The sequence below is a fragment of the Enorma burkinafasonensis genome (genome assembly GCF_902150035.1).
Taxonomy (GTDB): Bacteria; Actinomycetota; Coriobacteriia; order Coriobacteriales; family Coriobacteriaceae; genus Enorma; species Enorma burkinafasonensis.
Genome location: NZ_LR597510.1, coordinates 48,549 through 63,009, shown reverse-complemented (window position 1 = coordinate 63,009; position 14,461 = coordinate 48,549). Strand labels below are relative to the sequence as shown.

Genomic DNA, 14,461 nt, shown 5'->3' with positions numbered 1-14,461 from the left:
CATCTCCACCATTCCTTCAACTGGGAAAATGCCGCCCCCGGGGCCCGGATAGGACCTCGGGGGCGTTCGGTTAACTGCGGGAGCGTGCCGTCAGCTCAATGTGTTCGGTTGGGATCGGAAATCAACCACCAACCCGCCGCGCGCCACGCGGCGCACGGCAAGCGAGCAGTCGCGCGGGTCGGCCCCGGGCGCGTCCGGCACCTCGAAGACGCGCGAGCCGCAGGCGTTGACGATGCGCGTGCCGCTCGCGTGCCTGCTCACGCGCGCGATGCGCCCGTACTCCAGGTGCACGTGGCCGTGGACCATGGTGTCGGGGGCGAGCGCGTCGAGGACCGCGTTGAACGCCTCGAAGCCCCGGTGGGGCAGGTCGCCGAGGTCGCCGTGGCCGTATGCCGGCGCGTGGGTCACCAAGACGTCGATGCCGCCGGACATGCGGGCGATGAGCGACAGCTTGGTCGCGCGCCAGCGCATCTCCTGCTCGGTGTAGCCGTAGACGCGGTCGTTGTAGCGCACGGAGCCGCCAAGCCCCATGAAGCGCAGCCCGCGGTACGTGGCGATGCAGCCGTCGATGTCGACGCAACCCTCGGGGGCGTGGCGCGCGTAGGCCGTGTCGTGGTTGCCCGGCACGTAGAGCAAAGGGACGTTGGCGAGGGTCACGATGTGCTCGAGGTAGGATGCCGCGAGGTCGCCGCACGACACGATGACGTCGACGCCCGCCATGCGCTCGCGGTCGTAGCGGTCGGTGAGCCACGCCTCCTCGACATCCGAGATCGCGAGGATCCTCATACCGTGCGCCTCGCCTTGGGCAGCCGTGCGACATCGAGCGGTATGAGGCCGCTCACCTCGACCTTCTCGAGGCTGTCGTCCGTGAGCTCGCACTGCTCGGGGAGGCGTCCCACCACGTTCTCGTTGAGCCAGCTCATGCGCACGATCTGCTCGCTCGGCAGGCGGCCAGCGCGCTCGTCCTGCACGACGCCCTCGCAGCTGCGCAGCTCGCCCGCGAACGGGTCGAGCCGGCGCGTGAGGATCGACTGGCGCAAAAGCTCGATGAGCACGCGCTGGCCGCGCGGCAGCTCGCTCGACAGGCGTACGTCGAGCACGCCCGCGCTCAGGCCCCACCAGTAGTTGAGGGCCTCCCCCGCTCGCGCGCTCCCCTCCTTGCGCCAGGTCTCGTTGCGGATCGACTGGACGATGAGCTGGTAGTAGCGCCCCCACTTCCAGATGGGCTCCGCGAGGTGCGTCGTCGTTCCGTCGGACTCCACGCGGTAGAGGCCCCATGCCTCGGCGGGGGCGGCCGGGTCGGGGTAGTCGCGCGCCGACACGATGCGCACGTCGTCGTCGGCGAGCTCGCGCTTCCAGTCGTAGTCCTTGGCCGAGAACCACTTGAGGAAGATCGTGGCCGCCGGGTCGACCATCTGGGCGCCGATGGCGAAGGCGTTGATCTCGGACACGCTGCCGAAGACCGGGGTCTCGGCGACGTAACCTACCCGATGGTTGTCCGCCATGCTCGCCGCCAGCGCGCCGAGCAGGAACTTCGCCTCGTACAGCCGGCCGCTGAACGTGCGCACGGCGCTGTGCGAGAGGCTCACCGAGCAGTTGATGAACGCGCGGCCCGGATGGCGCACCGCCCCGCGCAGCGCCTGGCCCATCTGCGTCGGCGACACCGTGACGATGAGGTCCGCCTCCCGCGCGTCGGCCCGCTCGACCGCGCGGTCGAACGCCGCGTCCGCGAGGCAGTCGCGGTAGGCCTCCGTCTCGACCGTCGTGCCCAGCTTGCGCTCGAGCACGAGGCGGCCGCGCTCGTGCAGGGCCGTCCAGCCGTCGGTCTCGGGCGCGTACTCGTAGATGAACGACGCGCGGAAGGGCTTGAGGCTTATGGCCTGCTTGTAGATGTGCTTGATCTCGGGGATGATGGGGAGCCTGAACGAGCTCGGATCCTCGAGGTAGGCGACCCTGCCGCCGTCGCGCGAGACCACGAACTCGCCCCAGATGGCCTTGACGTGCGCTTCGACGGTCGACGGCAGGTCCGAGGAGGCCGCCTCGAAGCCGTAGATCTTGAGGTAGATGAGGAAGGCCTCGCCCGCCGTGATGCCCGTGGCCGCGCCGCCGAGCTTCCTGAAGGCGACCGAGAAGGCGTCGAAGGCGCTCCTCAGCGAGCGCACGTCATCCTCGGGCCAGGGAGTCTCGAGGTCGTGGCCGCAAAGCGCCGCGAGGCGGGCGTAGGCGCCCTCCTCCTCGAGCACGATGCCGTAGACGGGCGCCACGTCGTAGAACCGTGCAAACTCCTGGTAGACGCAAAACGCCTTGCTGTCGGAGGGCATGGGGATCACGCGCGTGACGTTAGCGAGGATCGTGGGCTGCCCCAGGTAGCGCAGGACCGATACGCGCTTGTTGCCCTCCTGCACGTAGAAGCGCTGCAGAAACTCGAAGGCGACGATCGGCTCGCGGATGCCCTCAGCGCGCTGCGCGTCGATGAGGTCGCTCCACTTCATCGCGAACTCGGAGGAGGCCTCCGGCAGCGGCATGAAGTCTGCCGAGAAGCTGTTCTGCCGGCCCCGCGTGCGCGTGCCGGCGACGAGCTCCATGTCGATCTCCATGGTGCCCATGGGGATCTCGCCCTGGTAGCCCTCCCCTTTCAGGATGTCGTCGAGCGCGGGCGGGTACGGGTACCTGCCCGCCGAGACGTCATCCTGGAAGCGCTTCTGCGCGCGCCTGCGGGCCTTGCGGTAATCATCGAGCATCCGCTCACGCTCCCCTCTCGAACGCCTGCCGGCGGGCCGCCCCCGCTAGATCAGTCGTCGACCCGCGCGAGGCGGTAGACGAAGCTCGCGTACTGGGCGCACCCCACCGGCAGGGGGAACCCCATGTCCATGAGGGCGTCCGCGGGGTAGACGGCGCCCGTCTCCTCGTCGCGGTAGCGCGCGTGCGGCGTGAGACCGCGCGGCACGACGTAGTTCGCAACACCGTAGCCCTCGACCTCGAGCACGACGGCGCCCACCACGGCGCGCGACCCGTCCTCCGCGACGAACTCCCAGGCGCAGACGTCATCTTCGACCGGCGAGCTCAAGCGGTAGTAGAGGCCCTCGCGGACCAGCCCCTCGATATCGCGGTACAGCTCGATCTGGCGCCTGATGTGCTCGCAGGCGCGCTCGGGCAGCGTGAGCAGGTCGAGCTCGTAGCCGAAGCCACCGCCCGCCATCGCGACCGTGCCGCGCGCCGAGATGGGCACCTCGCGCCCGTTGATCTCGTTGGGGCACGCCGAGACGTGCGCCCCCATGGCCGACGCTGGGAACCCGAAGGAGGTGCCGTACTGGATGGTCAGGCGGTCGACGGCATCGGTGTTGTCGCTCGTCCAGATCTGCGGCGTGTAGTAGAGCATGCCGGCGTCGAAGCGCCCGCCACCCGCCGAGCAGCCCTCGAACAGGATGTCCGGGTAGCGCTCGATGAGCCGCTCGAGCAGCTCGTAGAGGCCGAGCATGTAGTCGTAGAGCACCTTGCCCTGGTCGGTCGCCACGTTGGAGTAGGCGTCCACGATGCTGCGGTTGTAGTCCCATTTCACGTAGGCGATGTTCGCCTGGTCGAGCACACCGCACAGCTGCCCGTAGAGGTTCTCGCGCACGTCGGCGCGCGAGAGGTCGAGCACGAGCTGGTCGCGGCCGAGCACCGGGTTCTTGCCCGGCAACACGAGCGCCCAGTCCGGGTGCGCGCGGTACAGGTCGCTGTCCTCGCTGATCATCTCCGGCTCGACCCAGATGCCGAACTTCATGCCGAGTGCGTTGACGTCATCGACCAGGTGCTTGAGCGGGCCGCCGAGCTTCTCCTCGTTGACGTGCCAGTCGCCGAGCGAGGTCACGTCGTCGTCGCGCCTGCCGAACCACCCGTCATCCATGACGAAGAGCTCGATGCCGAGCTCGGCCGCCTTCTTCGCGAGCATGAGCAGGCTCTCGCCCGTGAAGTTGAAGTACGCCGCCTCCCAGCTGTTGATGAGCACCGGGCGGGGCCGGTCGCGCCAGGGGCCGCGGCAGATGTGGCGGCGGATGCAGCGGTGCATGTTGTGCGAGATGCGCTCCACCCCGGCGCTTGAGTACGTGAGGATCACCTCGGGCGCGACGATGCGCTCCCCCGGCTCGAGCGGGTAGGACAGCCGCTCGTGCGAGAGCCCCATCACCATGCGCACCTGCTCGTACTGGTCACGCTCGACCTCGGCCTCGAAGCCGCCGCTGTAGACGAAGTTCATCGCCCACGCCCGGCCGGAGCGCTCCGTCGCGTCGTGGTCGGAAAGGATCATGAACGGGCAGTACTGGTTCGAGGACATCCCGCGGCGGCTGCCCACGCTGAAGGTGCCGTGCCCCACACGGTGGCGGTCGGGCCGGCGCTCCATCGCATGGCGCCCGTTGAAGGTGTAGACGTCGAAGTCGCCGTGCACGAAGTCGAGGCAGGCCGACTGCAGGCGCTCCACGGTGACGCGGGCGCGCCCACGGTTGCGCACGATCGCCGCGCGCACGATGATGTCGATCCGCGGAAGCACGCCGTAGAGGAGCTCGACCTCGAGCCCCAGGCGCTCGTCGCGCAGGGTGAGCGAAAGGGTCTCCGCGCCGTCCGCCGCATCGTCGCTGTAGGCAGCGGGCAGGCCCGGCAGCGAGAAGAGCCCGGGCCGTACGTCATGCTCCGCGTAGCGCAGGTCGCAGCCGAAGGCGCCCGTCGCGTCGCGGACCGACAGCAGCGTGGAGCGCATGTCGCCGCTCCCCTGGAAGGGGAACTCCTGGGGCAGCACGTCGAGCGAGTAGGTGCGGTCGTGCACGTCGTAGGGGCAGCCGCACATGCCGCTGCGGTCAGCATAGGTCACGAGGTAGCTCATATCGCCCGCCGTGCGGTCCCCGTAATAGAGGTGCTGGAGGTAGCCGTGCCGGTCCACCAGCATCTGGTAGGTGGAGTTCTCGGTATCGAGCGTGATGAGCCTCGTCGCGGCATCGAAGGAGATGGGCATGGGGATCGGGCCTTCCTAGCAGCTGGCATCGGGATGTACGGTCGTGGCGATGCCCCGGCCGGAACCAAGTTCCAGCCGGGGCGCTATCAGTATAGGTTTCGGCGCGCCCCCGTGAAAGGGCATCCGCAGCGCAACAGAACCTCGCTACTTCACGGCACCGTTGGTGACGCCGTTGATGATCTGCTTCTGCGCGAAGATGTAGAAGATGATCATCGGCAGCATGGCGAGCAGGTAGGATGCGAACGCGAGCGAGTAGTCGGTGCCGAACGCCGTCTGGAACGTCATCTGCGCGAGCGGCAGCGTGTTCACGCCCGAGCCGCCCATGATGACGAGCGGGGTCATGACGTCGTTCCACACCGCGAGGCCCGTGAGGATCGCGACGGTCGCGTGCATGGGCTTCATGATCGGGAAGATGACCTTCCAGAACGTCGTCCAGGTGCTCGCGCCGTCCACGCGCGCGGCCTCCTCGAGCGCGATGGGGATGTTGCGCAGGTAGCCCGTGTAGAGCATGATGTTCATCGGCATGTAGAACACGATGTAGAGGATCATCACGCCGAACATGTTGTCGAGGTGCAGCACGGACGTCTGCTTGACGAGCGGCATCATGAGGATCGCGAACGGGACGTACATGCCCGCCACGATGAAGTAGTACGACAGCTTGAAGGGCTTGCGCTCCATGTTGCGCCCGATGGCGTAGGCCGCGAGCGAATGCACCACGATCGACACCACGACCGCCACGACGGTGATGACGAGCGAGTTCATGAACGTCACGGGGAAGTCGGTCGCCTCGATGGCCTCGATGAAGTTCGCGAGGTCCCACGTCTCGGGGAGCGTGAAGATCTCGAGCCCCATGGGGTAGTTCTCGGCCACCGCGATGCGCACCGCCATGTAGAGCGGGAATACGATGGTTACGGCCGCGAGCGCGATCAAAAGGATGGTGACGGGCCAGTTGACGCGCTCTTTCACCTTCTCTTTGCCAGCCATTACAGTTGCTCCTCTCTGCTGTTCAAAAAGCGCGTCTGCAGGATCGAGATCGCGGCGATCAGAATGAAGAAGATGACCGCGTTGGCGCACTGGAAGCCGAACTGCCCGCCCGACAGGCCGTTGTTGTAGATGAGGTACGAGATGGACTCGGTGGACTGCGAGGGGCCGCCGCTCGTCATGGCGACGATCTGGTCGAAGACCATGAGCATGTTCTTCATCACGAGCACCATGTTGGTGGTCACGGACGGCATGATGAGCGGCAGGGTGATGTAGCGGAACTTGTTCCAGCCCGTGGCGCCGTCAAGCGAGCCGGCCTCGTAGACGTCCTCGGGTACCGAGGAGAGGCCCGTGATGTAGATGATGGTGGTCTGCGCGCAGGACTGCCACACGAGCACCACGACGATGGCGATCCACGCCCAGTTGGGGTCGCCGAGGATCGTGTAGTCGGTGTTGAAGAACGCCGGGATGAGCCAGGTGAACAGGAACTGGAACACGTAGCCCACGACGAGCGCGCCCAGGATCTGCGGCACGAAGAACAGGCCGCGCAGCGCGCTCTTGAACTTGATCTTACTCGACAGCGCGATGGCCAGCATGAGCGAGATCACGTTCGTCAGGATCGTGGCGACCACCGCGACCTTGAACGTGAACAGGTACGAGTTAAGCACGCGCGTGTCGGTGAACAGGTCCGCGTAGTTGAGCAGGCCCACCATGTTGAAGGCGCCGTAGCCCTTCGAGTCGGTGAAGCTGTAGAAGAACCCCGTGATGAGCGGGTAGGTGTTGAACGCGACGAACAGCACGAGCACCGGGATGAGGATCGCGTAGAACGTCCTTGCGCGGCCCGAGCCGATCTTGCTCTTTGCGAGACTTGCCATTGCCTCTCCTCCTTATCCCTGGCTCTCTTCGTATTCCTGGACCTTGCGGATGACGTTGCGGTTGTAGCGCTGCCAGTCGCTGTCGAACTTCTCGAGGAACGCGGCGATGGCGGCATCGTCGTCGCGGTCGTCCTGGAGCATGGTCTGCAGCTGCGCGTCGACCGCCATGGCGCTCTGGTAGGAGTGGTCAAGGTAGTCGAGGACGCGGCCCTCGTCCAGCCAGGGCTTGATGTCGTCGAACAGGGGGTCGAGCTCGAAGTCGCCCTCGATGCAGGGGATGGCGCGCTGGTCGGCGATGTAGGTCTGCATGTACTCGGGCGAGGACAGGAAGTCGAGCACCTCGAAAACGGCGTCCTTGTGCTGGCAGGTCTCGGCGACGCACCACTGCAGGTCGACACCGGAGACCACGATGCGGTCTGCGGGGTCGTCCGCGGAGGGCATGGCGAACATGCCGACCTCGATGTCGGTGCCGGCGCGCAGGATCTGCGGGACCGCGAAGCTGCCGCACGGGAACATCGCGGACATGCCGTTGGCGAAGCGCGTGCACGCGTCGTTGTACTGGATCGAGAACGGGCCGGGGTCGCCGATCGTGGTCTGGCTGTAGACGAGCAGCTGGCGCATACGGCGCGCAGGCTCGCCGTAGTAGTCGGCGAACTTCGCCTCGCCGGCGTTCACCTGGCGCGCGAGGTCCGCGGGCACCATGTTCACCGTGATGGAGTTCCACGGGGAGAGAATCGTCCAGGTGTCGGCGTAGCCCAGGTAGAACGGGGCAACCTCCCCCTCCGCGACGATCCGGTCGCACAACGCGATGAGCTCGTCCCAGGTCTCGGGGATCTCCCAGCCCTTGTCGGCGAACATCCGCTTGTTGTAGAGCATGCCCGCGGCGTTGGCGACATAGGGCACGCCGTAGATGCCCTCCATGGGGACGTAGGTGACGCTCTCGAGGATGTCGCGGTAGGCCGGCTGCACGTTCTCGATGCCGGCGTAGCCGGAGACGTCGGCGAGGATCTCAGAATCGACGAAGCTCGCGTAGTCGGCGTCGCCGCCGATGCCGATCACGTCGGGGTAGTTCTCGCGCACGAAGCGCGTCTTCATGACGGTCACGGCGTCCGCCGGGCTCTGGATGTTCAGGTAGATGTCGTCATGGCTCGCGTTGAAGTCGGCCATGATCTGCTCGAAGATGCTCACGGCCTCCTGCTTGTAGGAGACGATCTCGACCTCCACCTTACCGTCGCTCCGCTCGTGCGCGCAGCCCGCGAACATGAGCGACGCGGCGCCCGCGGCGGTGAGCCCCAGGAGCGAGCGGCGCGAAATTGGCTTGGTAAGCATGCTGTGCTCTCCTCTCGGGCTCATCTAGTGGACGATGGCAAGCTCGGTCTCTTTGTCGAACACGTGGAGCTTGTCGATATCGAAGGCGACCTTGATGCGGTCGCCGGTGCGCACGGGGTTCGCGGCGGAGATGTGGGCCGAGATGGCGCCTCCGTCGACGTCGCCGTAGATCATGGCCTCCGAGCCCAGGAGCTCGTAGACGGTCACGGTAGCGTCGATCTGCTCGGAGAGGTTCCGGTTCTCGGCGTACTCGTGCTCCTCGACGACGTCCTCCGGACGGATGCCGGCGACGACGACCTTGCCGACGTAGGGCTTGAGCGCATCGGCCTTCGCATCGGGCACGGTGACGGTGTTGGCGCCGAAGGTGAGGTTAACGCGCCCGTCGCGCTCGCCCACCCGGGCGTCGATGAAGTTCATCTGCGGGGAGCCGATGAAGCCGGCGACGAACAGGTTGCAGGGCTCGGCGTAGAGCTTGGACGGCGTGTCCACCTGCTGCATCACGCCCTCCTTCATGACCACGATGCGGGTGCCGAGCGTCATGGCCTCGGTCTGGTCGTGCGTGACGTAGATGATCGTGGCGCCCAGGCGGTCGTGGAGCTTGGAGATCTCGGCGCGCATCTGCACGCGGAGCTTGGCGTCGAGGTTGGAGAGCGGCTCGTCCATCAGGAACACCTTGGGCTGGCGGGCGATGGCGCGGCCCATCGCGACGCGCTGGCGCTGGCCGCCGGAAAGCGCGGAGGGCTTGCGGTCGAGCAGCTTCTCGAGGTCGAGGATGCGGGCGGCATCGTGCACGATCTTGTCGATCTGGGCCTGGTCGACCTTGCGCAGGCGCAGCGGGAAAGCCATGTTCTCGTAGACCGTCATGTGCGGGTAGAGCGCGTAGTTCTGGAAGACCATGGCGATGTCGCGGTCCTTGGGCTCGACATCGTTCACCACGCGGCCGTCGATCTTGAGCGTGCCCGAAGTGATGTCCTCGAGGCCGGCGATCATGCGCAAGGTGGTGGACTTGCCGCAGCCGGACGGACCGACGAAGATGATGAATTCCTTGTCGGCGATCTCGAGATTGAAGTCCTTCACCCCCTCGTAGCCGTTGGGATACTTCTTGCCTACGTGTTCAAGCGTAAGTCCAGCCATCGAGCGACCCCTTCCATCGCGGTTCCCTGCTTTGCTGATGGCGACAGACAAAGCGTTCCGTCTTGATTCTAGAAGTTATCTTTTTGCTAGCTGTAACTCGCTTACGGGTATGTTTTATTCCCTATTCGTTGTTATCACTGGTATCTGGTGTATAGATTCGACGTTTGCTCTCCAAACAGATTCGACGAACGGTCGATTTCCCCTCCCTAACGGTAGGCTCGCCAAATGGACCACAAGGTATCTACACCGCATCGTAGCAGGGGGGATTTAGCGGCATGCCCTGAGCTTCCGCGCGTTTTCGATCACATATACCATTGTTCTCGTTTGTATGGACAAATAATATATCCTTATTGAACTATCCGTGCATTATGGTATATTTATCGCACCAACACGATACCTTGCGTCGCCGCAAAGGAGGGACCATGCGTCCGCATGAAATCGAGTTCTCGACCTTCGACGGGGGGATCTACACCGACCTCACCCCCTATCAATACGGGCGCGAGGTCTGCACGCCCGGCCATGCCTTCGGCCCGGCGCGGCGCGGGCACTACCTCTTCCATTACGTGCTCGACGGGTGCGGGACGCTCACGGCGAGCGGCGCGGAGGACGCCGAGCCCGCGACCTTCGAGGTCTCAGCCGGCGAGGGCTTCCTGATCTTCCCGGGCCAGGTGACCACCTACGTGGCCGACCTCAAGACGCCCTGGGAGTACATCTGGGTCGAGTTCGACGGGTCCCATGTGAAAAGCCTGCTCGACCGCACGGGGCTCTCCCCCGCCTACCCGATCTACCGCTCGCGCGACGACGGGAAGGCGCGCCAGATGGTCGACGCCATGAGGAGCCTCCTCGATCACCGCGCCGAATCGCCGGTGTACCTGGTCGGCTGCACGTACTTCTTCTTCGAGGCGTTCTTGAGCTCGGTTGAGCCGCATCGCTCGCAGGCGCCGAACAAGCTGCACGACTTCTACGTCGACCACGCCCTGAACTTCATCGAGGAGAATTACCGCGACAACGTCGGCGTCGAGGACATCGCGCGCAGCGTGGGCCTCAACCGCAGCTATTTCGGCAAGGTGTTCCGCGAGGCCATGGGGGTGTCCCCGCAGCAGTTCCTCATCGGCTACCGCATGGAGAAGGCCTGCGAGCTGCTCAAGCTCTCGACGCTCTCCATCGCCCAGGTCGGGCGCGAGGTCGGCTACCCCAACCAGCTGCACTTCTCGCGCGCGTTCAGAAACGCAGTCGGCATCTCACCGCGCGCGTGGCGCCAGCAGAACACGACGCGCTGACGCCGCCTAGCGCCCCGACGCCGCCCGTCCCCCGGCGATGGGCCGGCTCATCCACACGAAGTCCCAGGCCTCGAGCCTAAAGGTCCCGATACTCGCCGTCACGCCGGTGAGCAGGTCGGTGTAGGCGGCGCGCTCGGGCATCCACACCGTCTTCCCGGCATCGTCGAAGTTGAAGACGGCATGGAGCTCCTCGGTCCCCGTGCGGCGTACGATCCACAGGATCGCGGGATCGCTGTAGTCCTTGGCGTACGCCTCGGCGTCCGCATCGAAGAGCGCACTCGAGCGGCGGACGCGCTCGAGCTTGGCGAGCGCGCGGAAGATCCGATTCTGCACCGTGCCGTGCCGGTCGATGAGGCGCGCGAGGTCCCAGTCGAAGCGCCCGCGGTGGATGTAGCGCGAGTCGTCCGCCCGTTCCGGGTCGTCGTGGTAGCCGTAGTCGTTCACCTGCGCCACCTCGTCGCCGCTGTAGAGGATGGGCAACCCCGAGAGCGTGAGCATGTAGGCGTGGAGCATCACGTCCTTGCGCAGCGCCAGGTCCATCTTCTGCCCGTCGCCCTCGAAACCCGCCGCCTCGACGCCGCACATGGACGCCGTCGTCGCGCAGAGGCGCGCGTCGCCCGTCACGGGGTCGGCGTTGTAGAGCTCGCCGCGCGCGACGCTGCCCGGCACATGCCCCTGGAAGAACTCGTTCAGGTAGCACTTGTGCGGGACCTCCTCCATCCCCCATCGCCTGAGCGCCGGGTAGTCGAGGCCCCAGCCGATATCGTCGTGACAGCGCAGGTAGTTGAGGAAGGTGTAGGCGCGCGGCAGGCCGCTGACCGCGTTCAGCTGGTTGCGCAGCAGACGCGTGTCGCGCGTGGCGACGGTATGCCAGGTCGTGGCCATGGTGGTCACGTTGTAGAGCATGTGGCACTCCGGTTTGTCGACCGTCCCGAAATACGGTACGACCTCGACGGGCGCCATCACCACCTCGCCCAGGAGCATGACCCCCGGGCACACGATCTCGGCGATCATGCGCATCATGCGCACGATCGTGTGCACCTGCGGCAGGTTGCGGCAGTTGGTGCCCAGCTGCTTCCAGATGTAGGGCACCGCGTCGAGGCGGATGACGTCCATGCCCTGGTTCGCGAGGAAGAGGAAGTTGCACATCATCTCGTTGAACACGCGCGGGTTGCGGTAGTTCAGGTCCCATTGGTAGGGATAGAACTGGGTCATGACCGACTGCCCCAGCTCCGGGACGTACGTGAAATGGCCCGGTGCCGTCGTCGGGAAGACCTGCGGCACCTCGCGGCCGTAGCGCTCGATCGCGCCCTGGTCGGCCGTGAAGAAGTAGCGGCTCATGTACTCGCCCTCGCCCGCGCGCGCCCGGCGGGCCCACTCGTGCTCATCCGACGTGTGGTTCATCACGAAGTCCATGCAGAGGCTGATGCCGCGCTCGTGGCAGGTGCGCGCGAGATGCGCGAGGTCGTCCATGGTGCCGAGTGCCGGGTTGACGCGGCGGAAATCCGAGACCGCGTAGCCGCCGTCCGAGCGGCTTCTGTCTGCCGGCGTATCCAGGAAGGGCATGAGATGCAGGTAGTTCACGCCGCACCGTTCGATATAGGGCAGTTTCTCCTCCACCCCGCGGATCGTCCCCGCGAAGTTCTCGATATACAGCTGCATCCCGAGCATGGACCGGTCGCGGTACCACGCGCCCGCCGACTCGCGCTTTGCATCGAGCTCCTTGAGCGGGGCGGGGCGCTCATCGAAGGCGGCCCTGAGGCAGTCGCACAGCTCGGCGAACATGTCACCGTTGTCATAGAGCTCCATGTAGAGCCAGCGGAGCTCGTCATGATGGCGGGCGAGACGCCGCAAGAAGACCTCGTCGGCAGCGCTATTCTGCTTGGTATCGGAATCGGTTCGAGACGACATGTGAGCTCCCCGGTTATGCGGGAGATGGCGCACGGACCGCGCCCGCCGCCTCCCTCGCGCGTGTTCACCGCGCATCGTCTGTCGCCGGGATAACTATAGCACGTCCGCGCGGCCTATCCCGCGATAGCCAGGATCACCGTCCCGGCGACGTAGAGCACCGGGCCGAGCGCGCAGAGCACGACGCCGGCGACGCAGCAGATCTTGCCGACGGTGCAGGTCAGGTCCTTGCGGTAGTCGGCGCGGCGCGCGGCGCGCGCGAGCGTGAACCCATAGGCTCCAACCGCGATCCCCGCGACCTGCAGCACCAGCACGGGCACGAACGACAGCGCGAGCGAGATCGCCCCGAGCACGATCGACGCGACGTCTTTGGGAATGGAATCGGGCATGGGAACCTCCAGGGCTCAGGGAGCAGGCATCATCGCATGCGAGACATTATAGGCCGCCACCCCGCGCCTGCCCAGCTCCCTCGTCCTGCCCCCTTCGACGAAGGCGCCCTAGGCTTTCGATCCTTACCGCTTCCTATCCCAAATCTTCCCAGGTTCTTCCTCGTTTCCAACAGGCTCGCATACCGTTCACCGAGCGCGAACGGCAATCCTCGGCAAACCTATACCCCCTCTTGCAGACACGTGGCAGACGCGTTAGGGTGCCCCCATGAGAGATGAATCGCACCCTCCGACAACGGTCATATCGCATGCGAACGCGCTCCGCGCGATCCGCTACGCCCGCTGCCGCTACGGGCACCTCCCCTGGAGAAGACTATCCGTGCCGGAGCAGCGCTCCGTGCTCGCGCGCAGCGAATCGGGCATCCGCCGCATCGATGATGGCGAGCTCCTTCGCTACGGGTTCTGGGACGGCAGCGGCGCGATCGACTGCTTGATGTCGACCGGCGGTGCGCGAAGGCCCTCCTCGCTCATGAGCCCCCATCTGCTCACCGTGCCCCTTCCCGAGGGGAGCCTCATGGAGGTGTCCCGAGGGCTGTATGCGACCTCGCCGGAGATCGCCTTCCTCCAATACGCCCAGACCCATACGTTCGAGGAGTCGCTGGCGCTCGCATATGAGCTCTGCGGCGGGTTCTCGCTGGGCGAGCAGCCCATGCGCCATGACCGACCCGACGACCCATATTCACGTGAGCCGGGATACCTCGAGAGCGAACCCGCAACCTGCAAGCGCGTCCTCGAGCGGATGCTTTCGGGCAGCCCCGGCATGCACGGGGTCAAAGCCGCTCGTGTGGCGGCGCGCTGCGCCCTCGACGGCGCGCGCTCGCCCGCCGAAGCCATCATCGCAGGTCAATACCACACTCCCCAGGAACGGGGCGGCTTCGGGATCGTTCAGATCGAGCTGAACCGCAGGGTCGATTTCACGCCTGATGCCCAAGCAGCATCGGGGATGCCCTACGCCGTCTGCGATGCCTATATCGACATCGCGCGTGCGACCATGGAATACAACGGAGGGGACCACGACAGCCCCGGCGCCCGCATCCATGACGAACGGCGGGCGGCAGGGCTTGCGGTGATGGGTATCGTGACGTTCTCGATCAACTACACCATGCTCAGGGACATCGAATCCCTCGAGGCGATCGCGCGGGCGCTCTACCGGCGCGCCGGAAAGCAGTATCGGATGCGGACGCGCGGATACAGACCCAAGCAGATCGAGCTTCTCAACGGGTTGCGCAGCGCATTCGGCCTCAGCCCCTGTTGACCGGGGCGACCCATGCATAGTTTAGGAAGCTCCGCCCCTTTGGGCGAGCTTCGTAAGACACTTTTTTCGATATTGCACGATTGGCCGCCTCACTGGCCGGAATGCGGGCGCGTTTTCGCAGGATAGGATTCGCTCTATGCGCCTGCTTGGGAAAACGCACTGATAGACTCCCAGGATACATCGAGCAAAATCGAAAAAGATGTCTACCTGATCCGCATCCATCGCGCGCCAGGCGCGCGACCGCCCACCGCGAACGGGAAAGGGCG

11 protein-coding genes are annotated in these 14,461 nt (G+C 65.7%); 2 read left to right on the top strand and 9 right to left on the bottom strand.

Translation table 11 applies throughout. The features are described 5' to 3' along the window. Window positions 1-90: 90 nt before the first annotated feature. The 7 genes from FS885_RS07065 to FS885_RS07035 form a co-directional block, all read right to left on the bottom strand. Entirely contained in the window at window positions 91-786 is a 696-nt protein-coding gene (locus FS885_RS07065; protein ID WP_144744359.1) for a metallophosphoesterase family protein, read from the bottom strand. Beyond that, window positions 783-2,741, bottom strand: coding sequence for a BMP family ABC transporter substrate-binding protein (locus tag FS885_RS07060; protein ID WP_144744358.1), 1,959 nt, complete (start codon window positions 2,739-2,741; stop codon window positions 783-785). The genes FS885_RS07065 and FS885_RS07060 overlap by 4 nt, the downstream gene beginning before the upstream one ends. A gap of 50 nt (window positions 2,742-2,791) precedes the next feature. Beyond that, complete coding sequence (locus FS885_RS07055) at window positions 2,792-4,987, bottom strand: alpha-galactosidase (RefSeq protein ID WP_144744357.1); 2,196 nt, start codon at window positions 4,985-4,987, stop codon at window positions 2,792-2,794. Between the two features lie 144 nt (window positions 4,988-5,131). Next, window positions 5,132-5,971 (bottom strand): carbohydrate ABC transporter permease, encoded by an 840-nt coding sequence (locus tag FS885_RS07050; protein WP_144744356.1) that lies wholly within the window; start codon window positions 5,969-5,971, stop codon window positions 5,132-5,134. Further along, complete coding sequence (locus FS885_RS07045) at window positions 5,971-6,843, bottom strand: carbohydrate ABC transporter permease (protein ID WP_144744355.1); 873 nt, start codon at window positions 6,841-6,843, stop codon at window positions 5,971-5,973. The genes FS885_RS07050 and FS885_RS07045 overlap by 1 nt, the downstream gene beginning before the upstream one ends. Before the next feature lie 12 nt (window positions 6,844-6,855). Further along, window positions 6,856-8,172, bottom strand: coding sequence for an ABC transporter substrate-binding protein (locus tag FS885_RS07040; protein WP_144744354.1), 1,317 nt, complete (start codon window positions 8,170-8,172; stop codon window positions 6,856-6,858). 24 nt (window positions 8,173-8,196) lie between these two features. After that, window positions 8,197-9,306: an ABC transporter ATP-binding protein gene (locus FS885_RS07035; RefSeq protein WP_144744353.1), complete on the bottom strand. Its 1,110-nt coding sequence runs from the start codon at window positions 9,304-9,306 to the stop codon at window positions 8,197-8,199. A gap of 422 nt (window positions 9,307-9,728) precedes the next feature. On the opposite strand from FS885_RS07035, the gene FS885_RS07030 reads away from it, so the two are divergent. Beyond that, complete coding sequence (locus FS885_RS07030; protein WP_144744352.1) at window positions 9,729-10,586, top strand: AraC family transcriptional regulator; 858 nt, start codon at window positions 9,729-9,731, stop codon at window positions 10,584-10,586. A 6-nt stretch (window positions 10,587-10,592) separates the two neighbouring features. Here the strand turns inward: FS885_RS07030 and FS885_RS07025 are convergent, their stop codons facing one another. Both FS885_RS07025 and FS885_RS07020 read right to left on the bottom strand, forming a co-directional pair. Next, on the bottom strand, window positions 10,593-12,497 hold the full coding sequence (locus FS885_RS07025; RefSeq protein WP_144744351.1) for an alpha-amylase family protein: 1,905 nt from the start codon (window positions 12,495-12,497) through the stop codon (window positions 10,593-10,595). 113 nt (window positions 12,498-12,610) lie between these two features. Then, window positions 12,611-12,883: a hypothetical protein gene (locus FS885_RS07020; RefSeq protein ID WP_144744350.1), complete on the bottom strand. Its 273-nt coding sequence runs from the start codon at window positions 12,881-12,883 to the stop codon at window positions 12,611-12,613. Between the two features lie 265 nt (window positions 12,884-13,148). Between FS885_RS07020 and FS885_RS07015 the strand changes: the two genes are divergently transcribed. Beyond that, on the top strand, window positions 13,149-14,195 hold the full coding sequence (locus FS885_RS07015; RefSeq protein ID WP_144744349.1) for a hypothetical protein: 1,047 nt from the start codon (window positions 13,149-13,151) through the stop codon (window positions 14,193-14,195). The last annotated feature ends 266 nt before the right edge of the window (window positions 14,196-14,461 follow it).

Coding starts and splice junctions, on each gene's coding strand:
- FS885_RS07065 (WP_144744359.1), bottom strand. CDS start 786: ATGAGGATCCTCGCGATCTCGGATGTCGAGGAGGCGTGGCTCACCGAC.
- FS885_RS07060 (WP_144744358.1), bottom strand. CDS start 2,741: ATGCTCGATGATTACCGCAAGGCCCGCAGGCGCGCGCAGAAGCGCTTC.
- FS885_RS07055 (WP_144744357.1), bottom strand. CDS start 4,987: ATGCCCATCTCCTTCGATGCCGCGACGAGGCTCATCACGCTCGATACC.
- FS885_RS07050 (WP_144744356.1), bottom strand. CDS start 5,971: ATGGCTGGCAAAGAGAAGGTGAAAGAGCGCGTCAACTGGCCCGTCACC.
- FS885_RS07045 (WP_144744355.1), bottom strand. CDS start 6,843: ATGGCAAGTCTCGCAAAGAGCAAGATCGGCTCGGGCCGCGCAAGGACG.
- FS885_RS07040 (WP_144744354.1), bottom strand. CDS start 8,172: ATGCTTACCAAGCCAATTTCGCGCCGCTCGCTCCTGGGGCTCACCGCC.
- FS885_RS07035 (WP_144744353.1), bottom strand. CDS start 9,306: ATGGCTGGACTTACGCTTGAACACGTAGGCAAGAAGTATCCCAACGGC.
- FS885_RS07030 (WP_144744352.1), top strand. CDS start 9,729: ATGCGTCCGCATGAAATCGAGTTCTCGACCTTCGACGGGGGGATCTAC.
- FS885_RS07025 (WP_144744351.1), bottom strand. CDS start 12,497: ATGTCGTCTCGAACCGATTCCGATACCAAGCAGAATAGCGCTGCCGAC.
- FS885_RS07020 (WP_144744350.1), bottom strand. CDS start 12,883: ATGCCCGATTCCATTCCCAAAGACGTCGCGTCGATCGTGCTCGGGGCG.
- FS885_RS07015 (WP_144744349.1), top strand. CDS start 13,149: ATGAGAGATGAATCGCACCCTCCGACAACGGTCATATCGCATGCGAAC.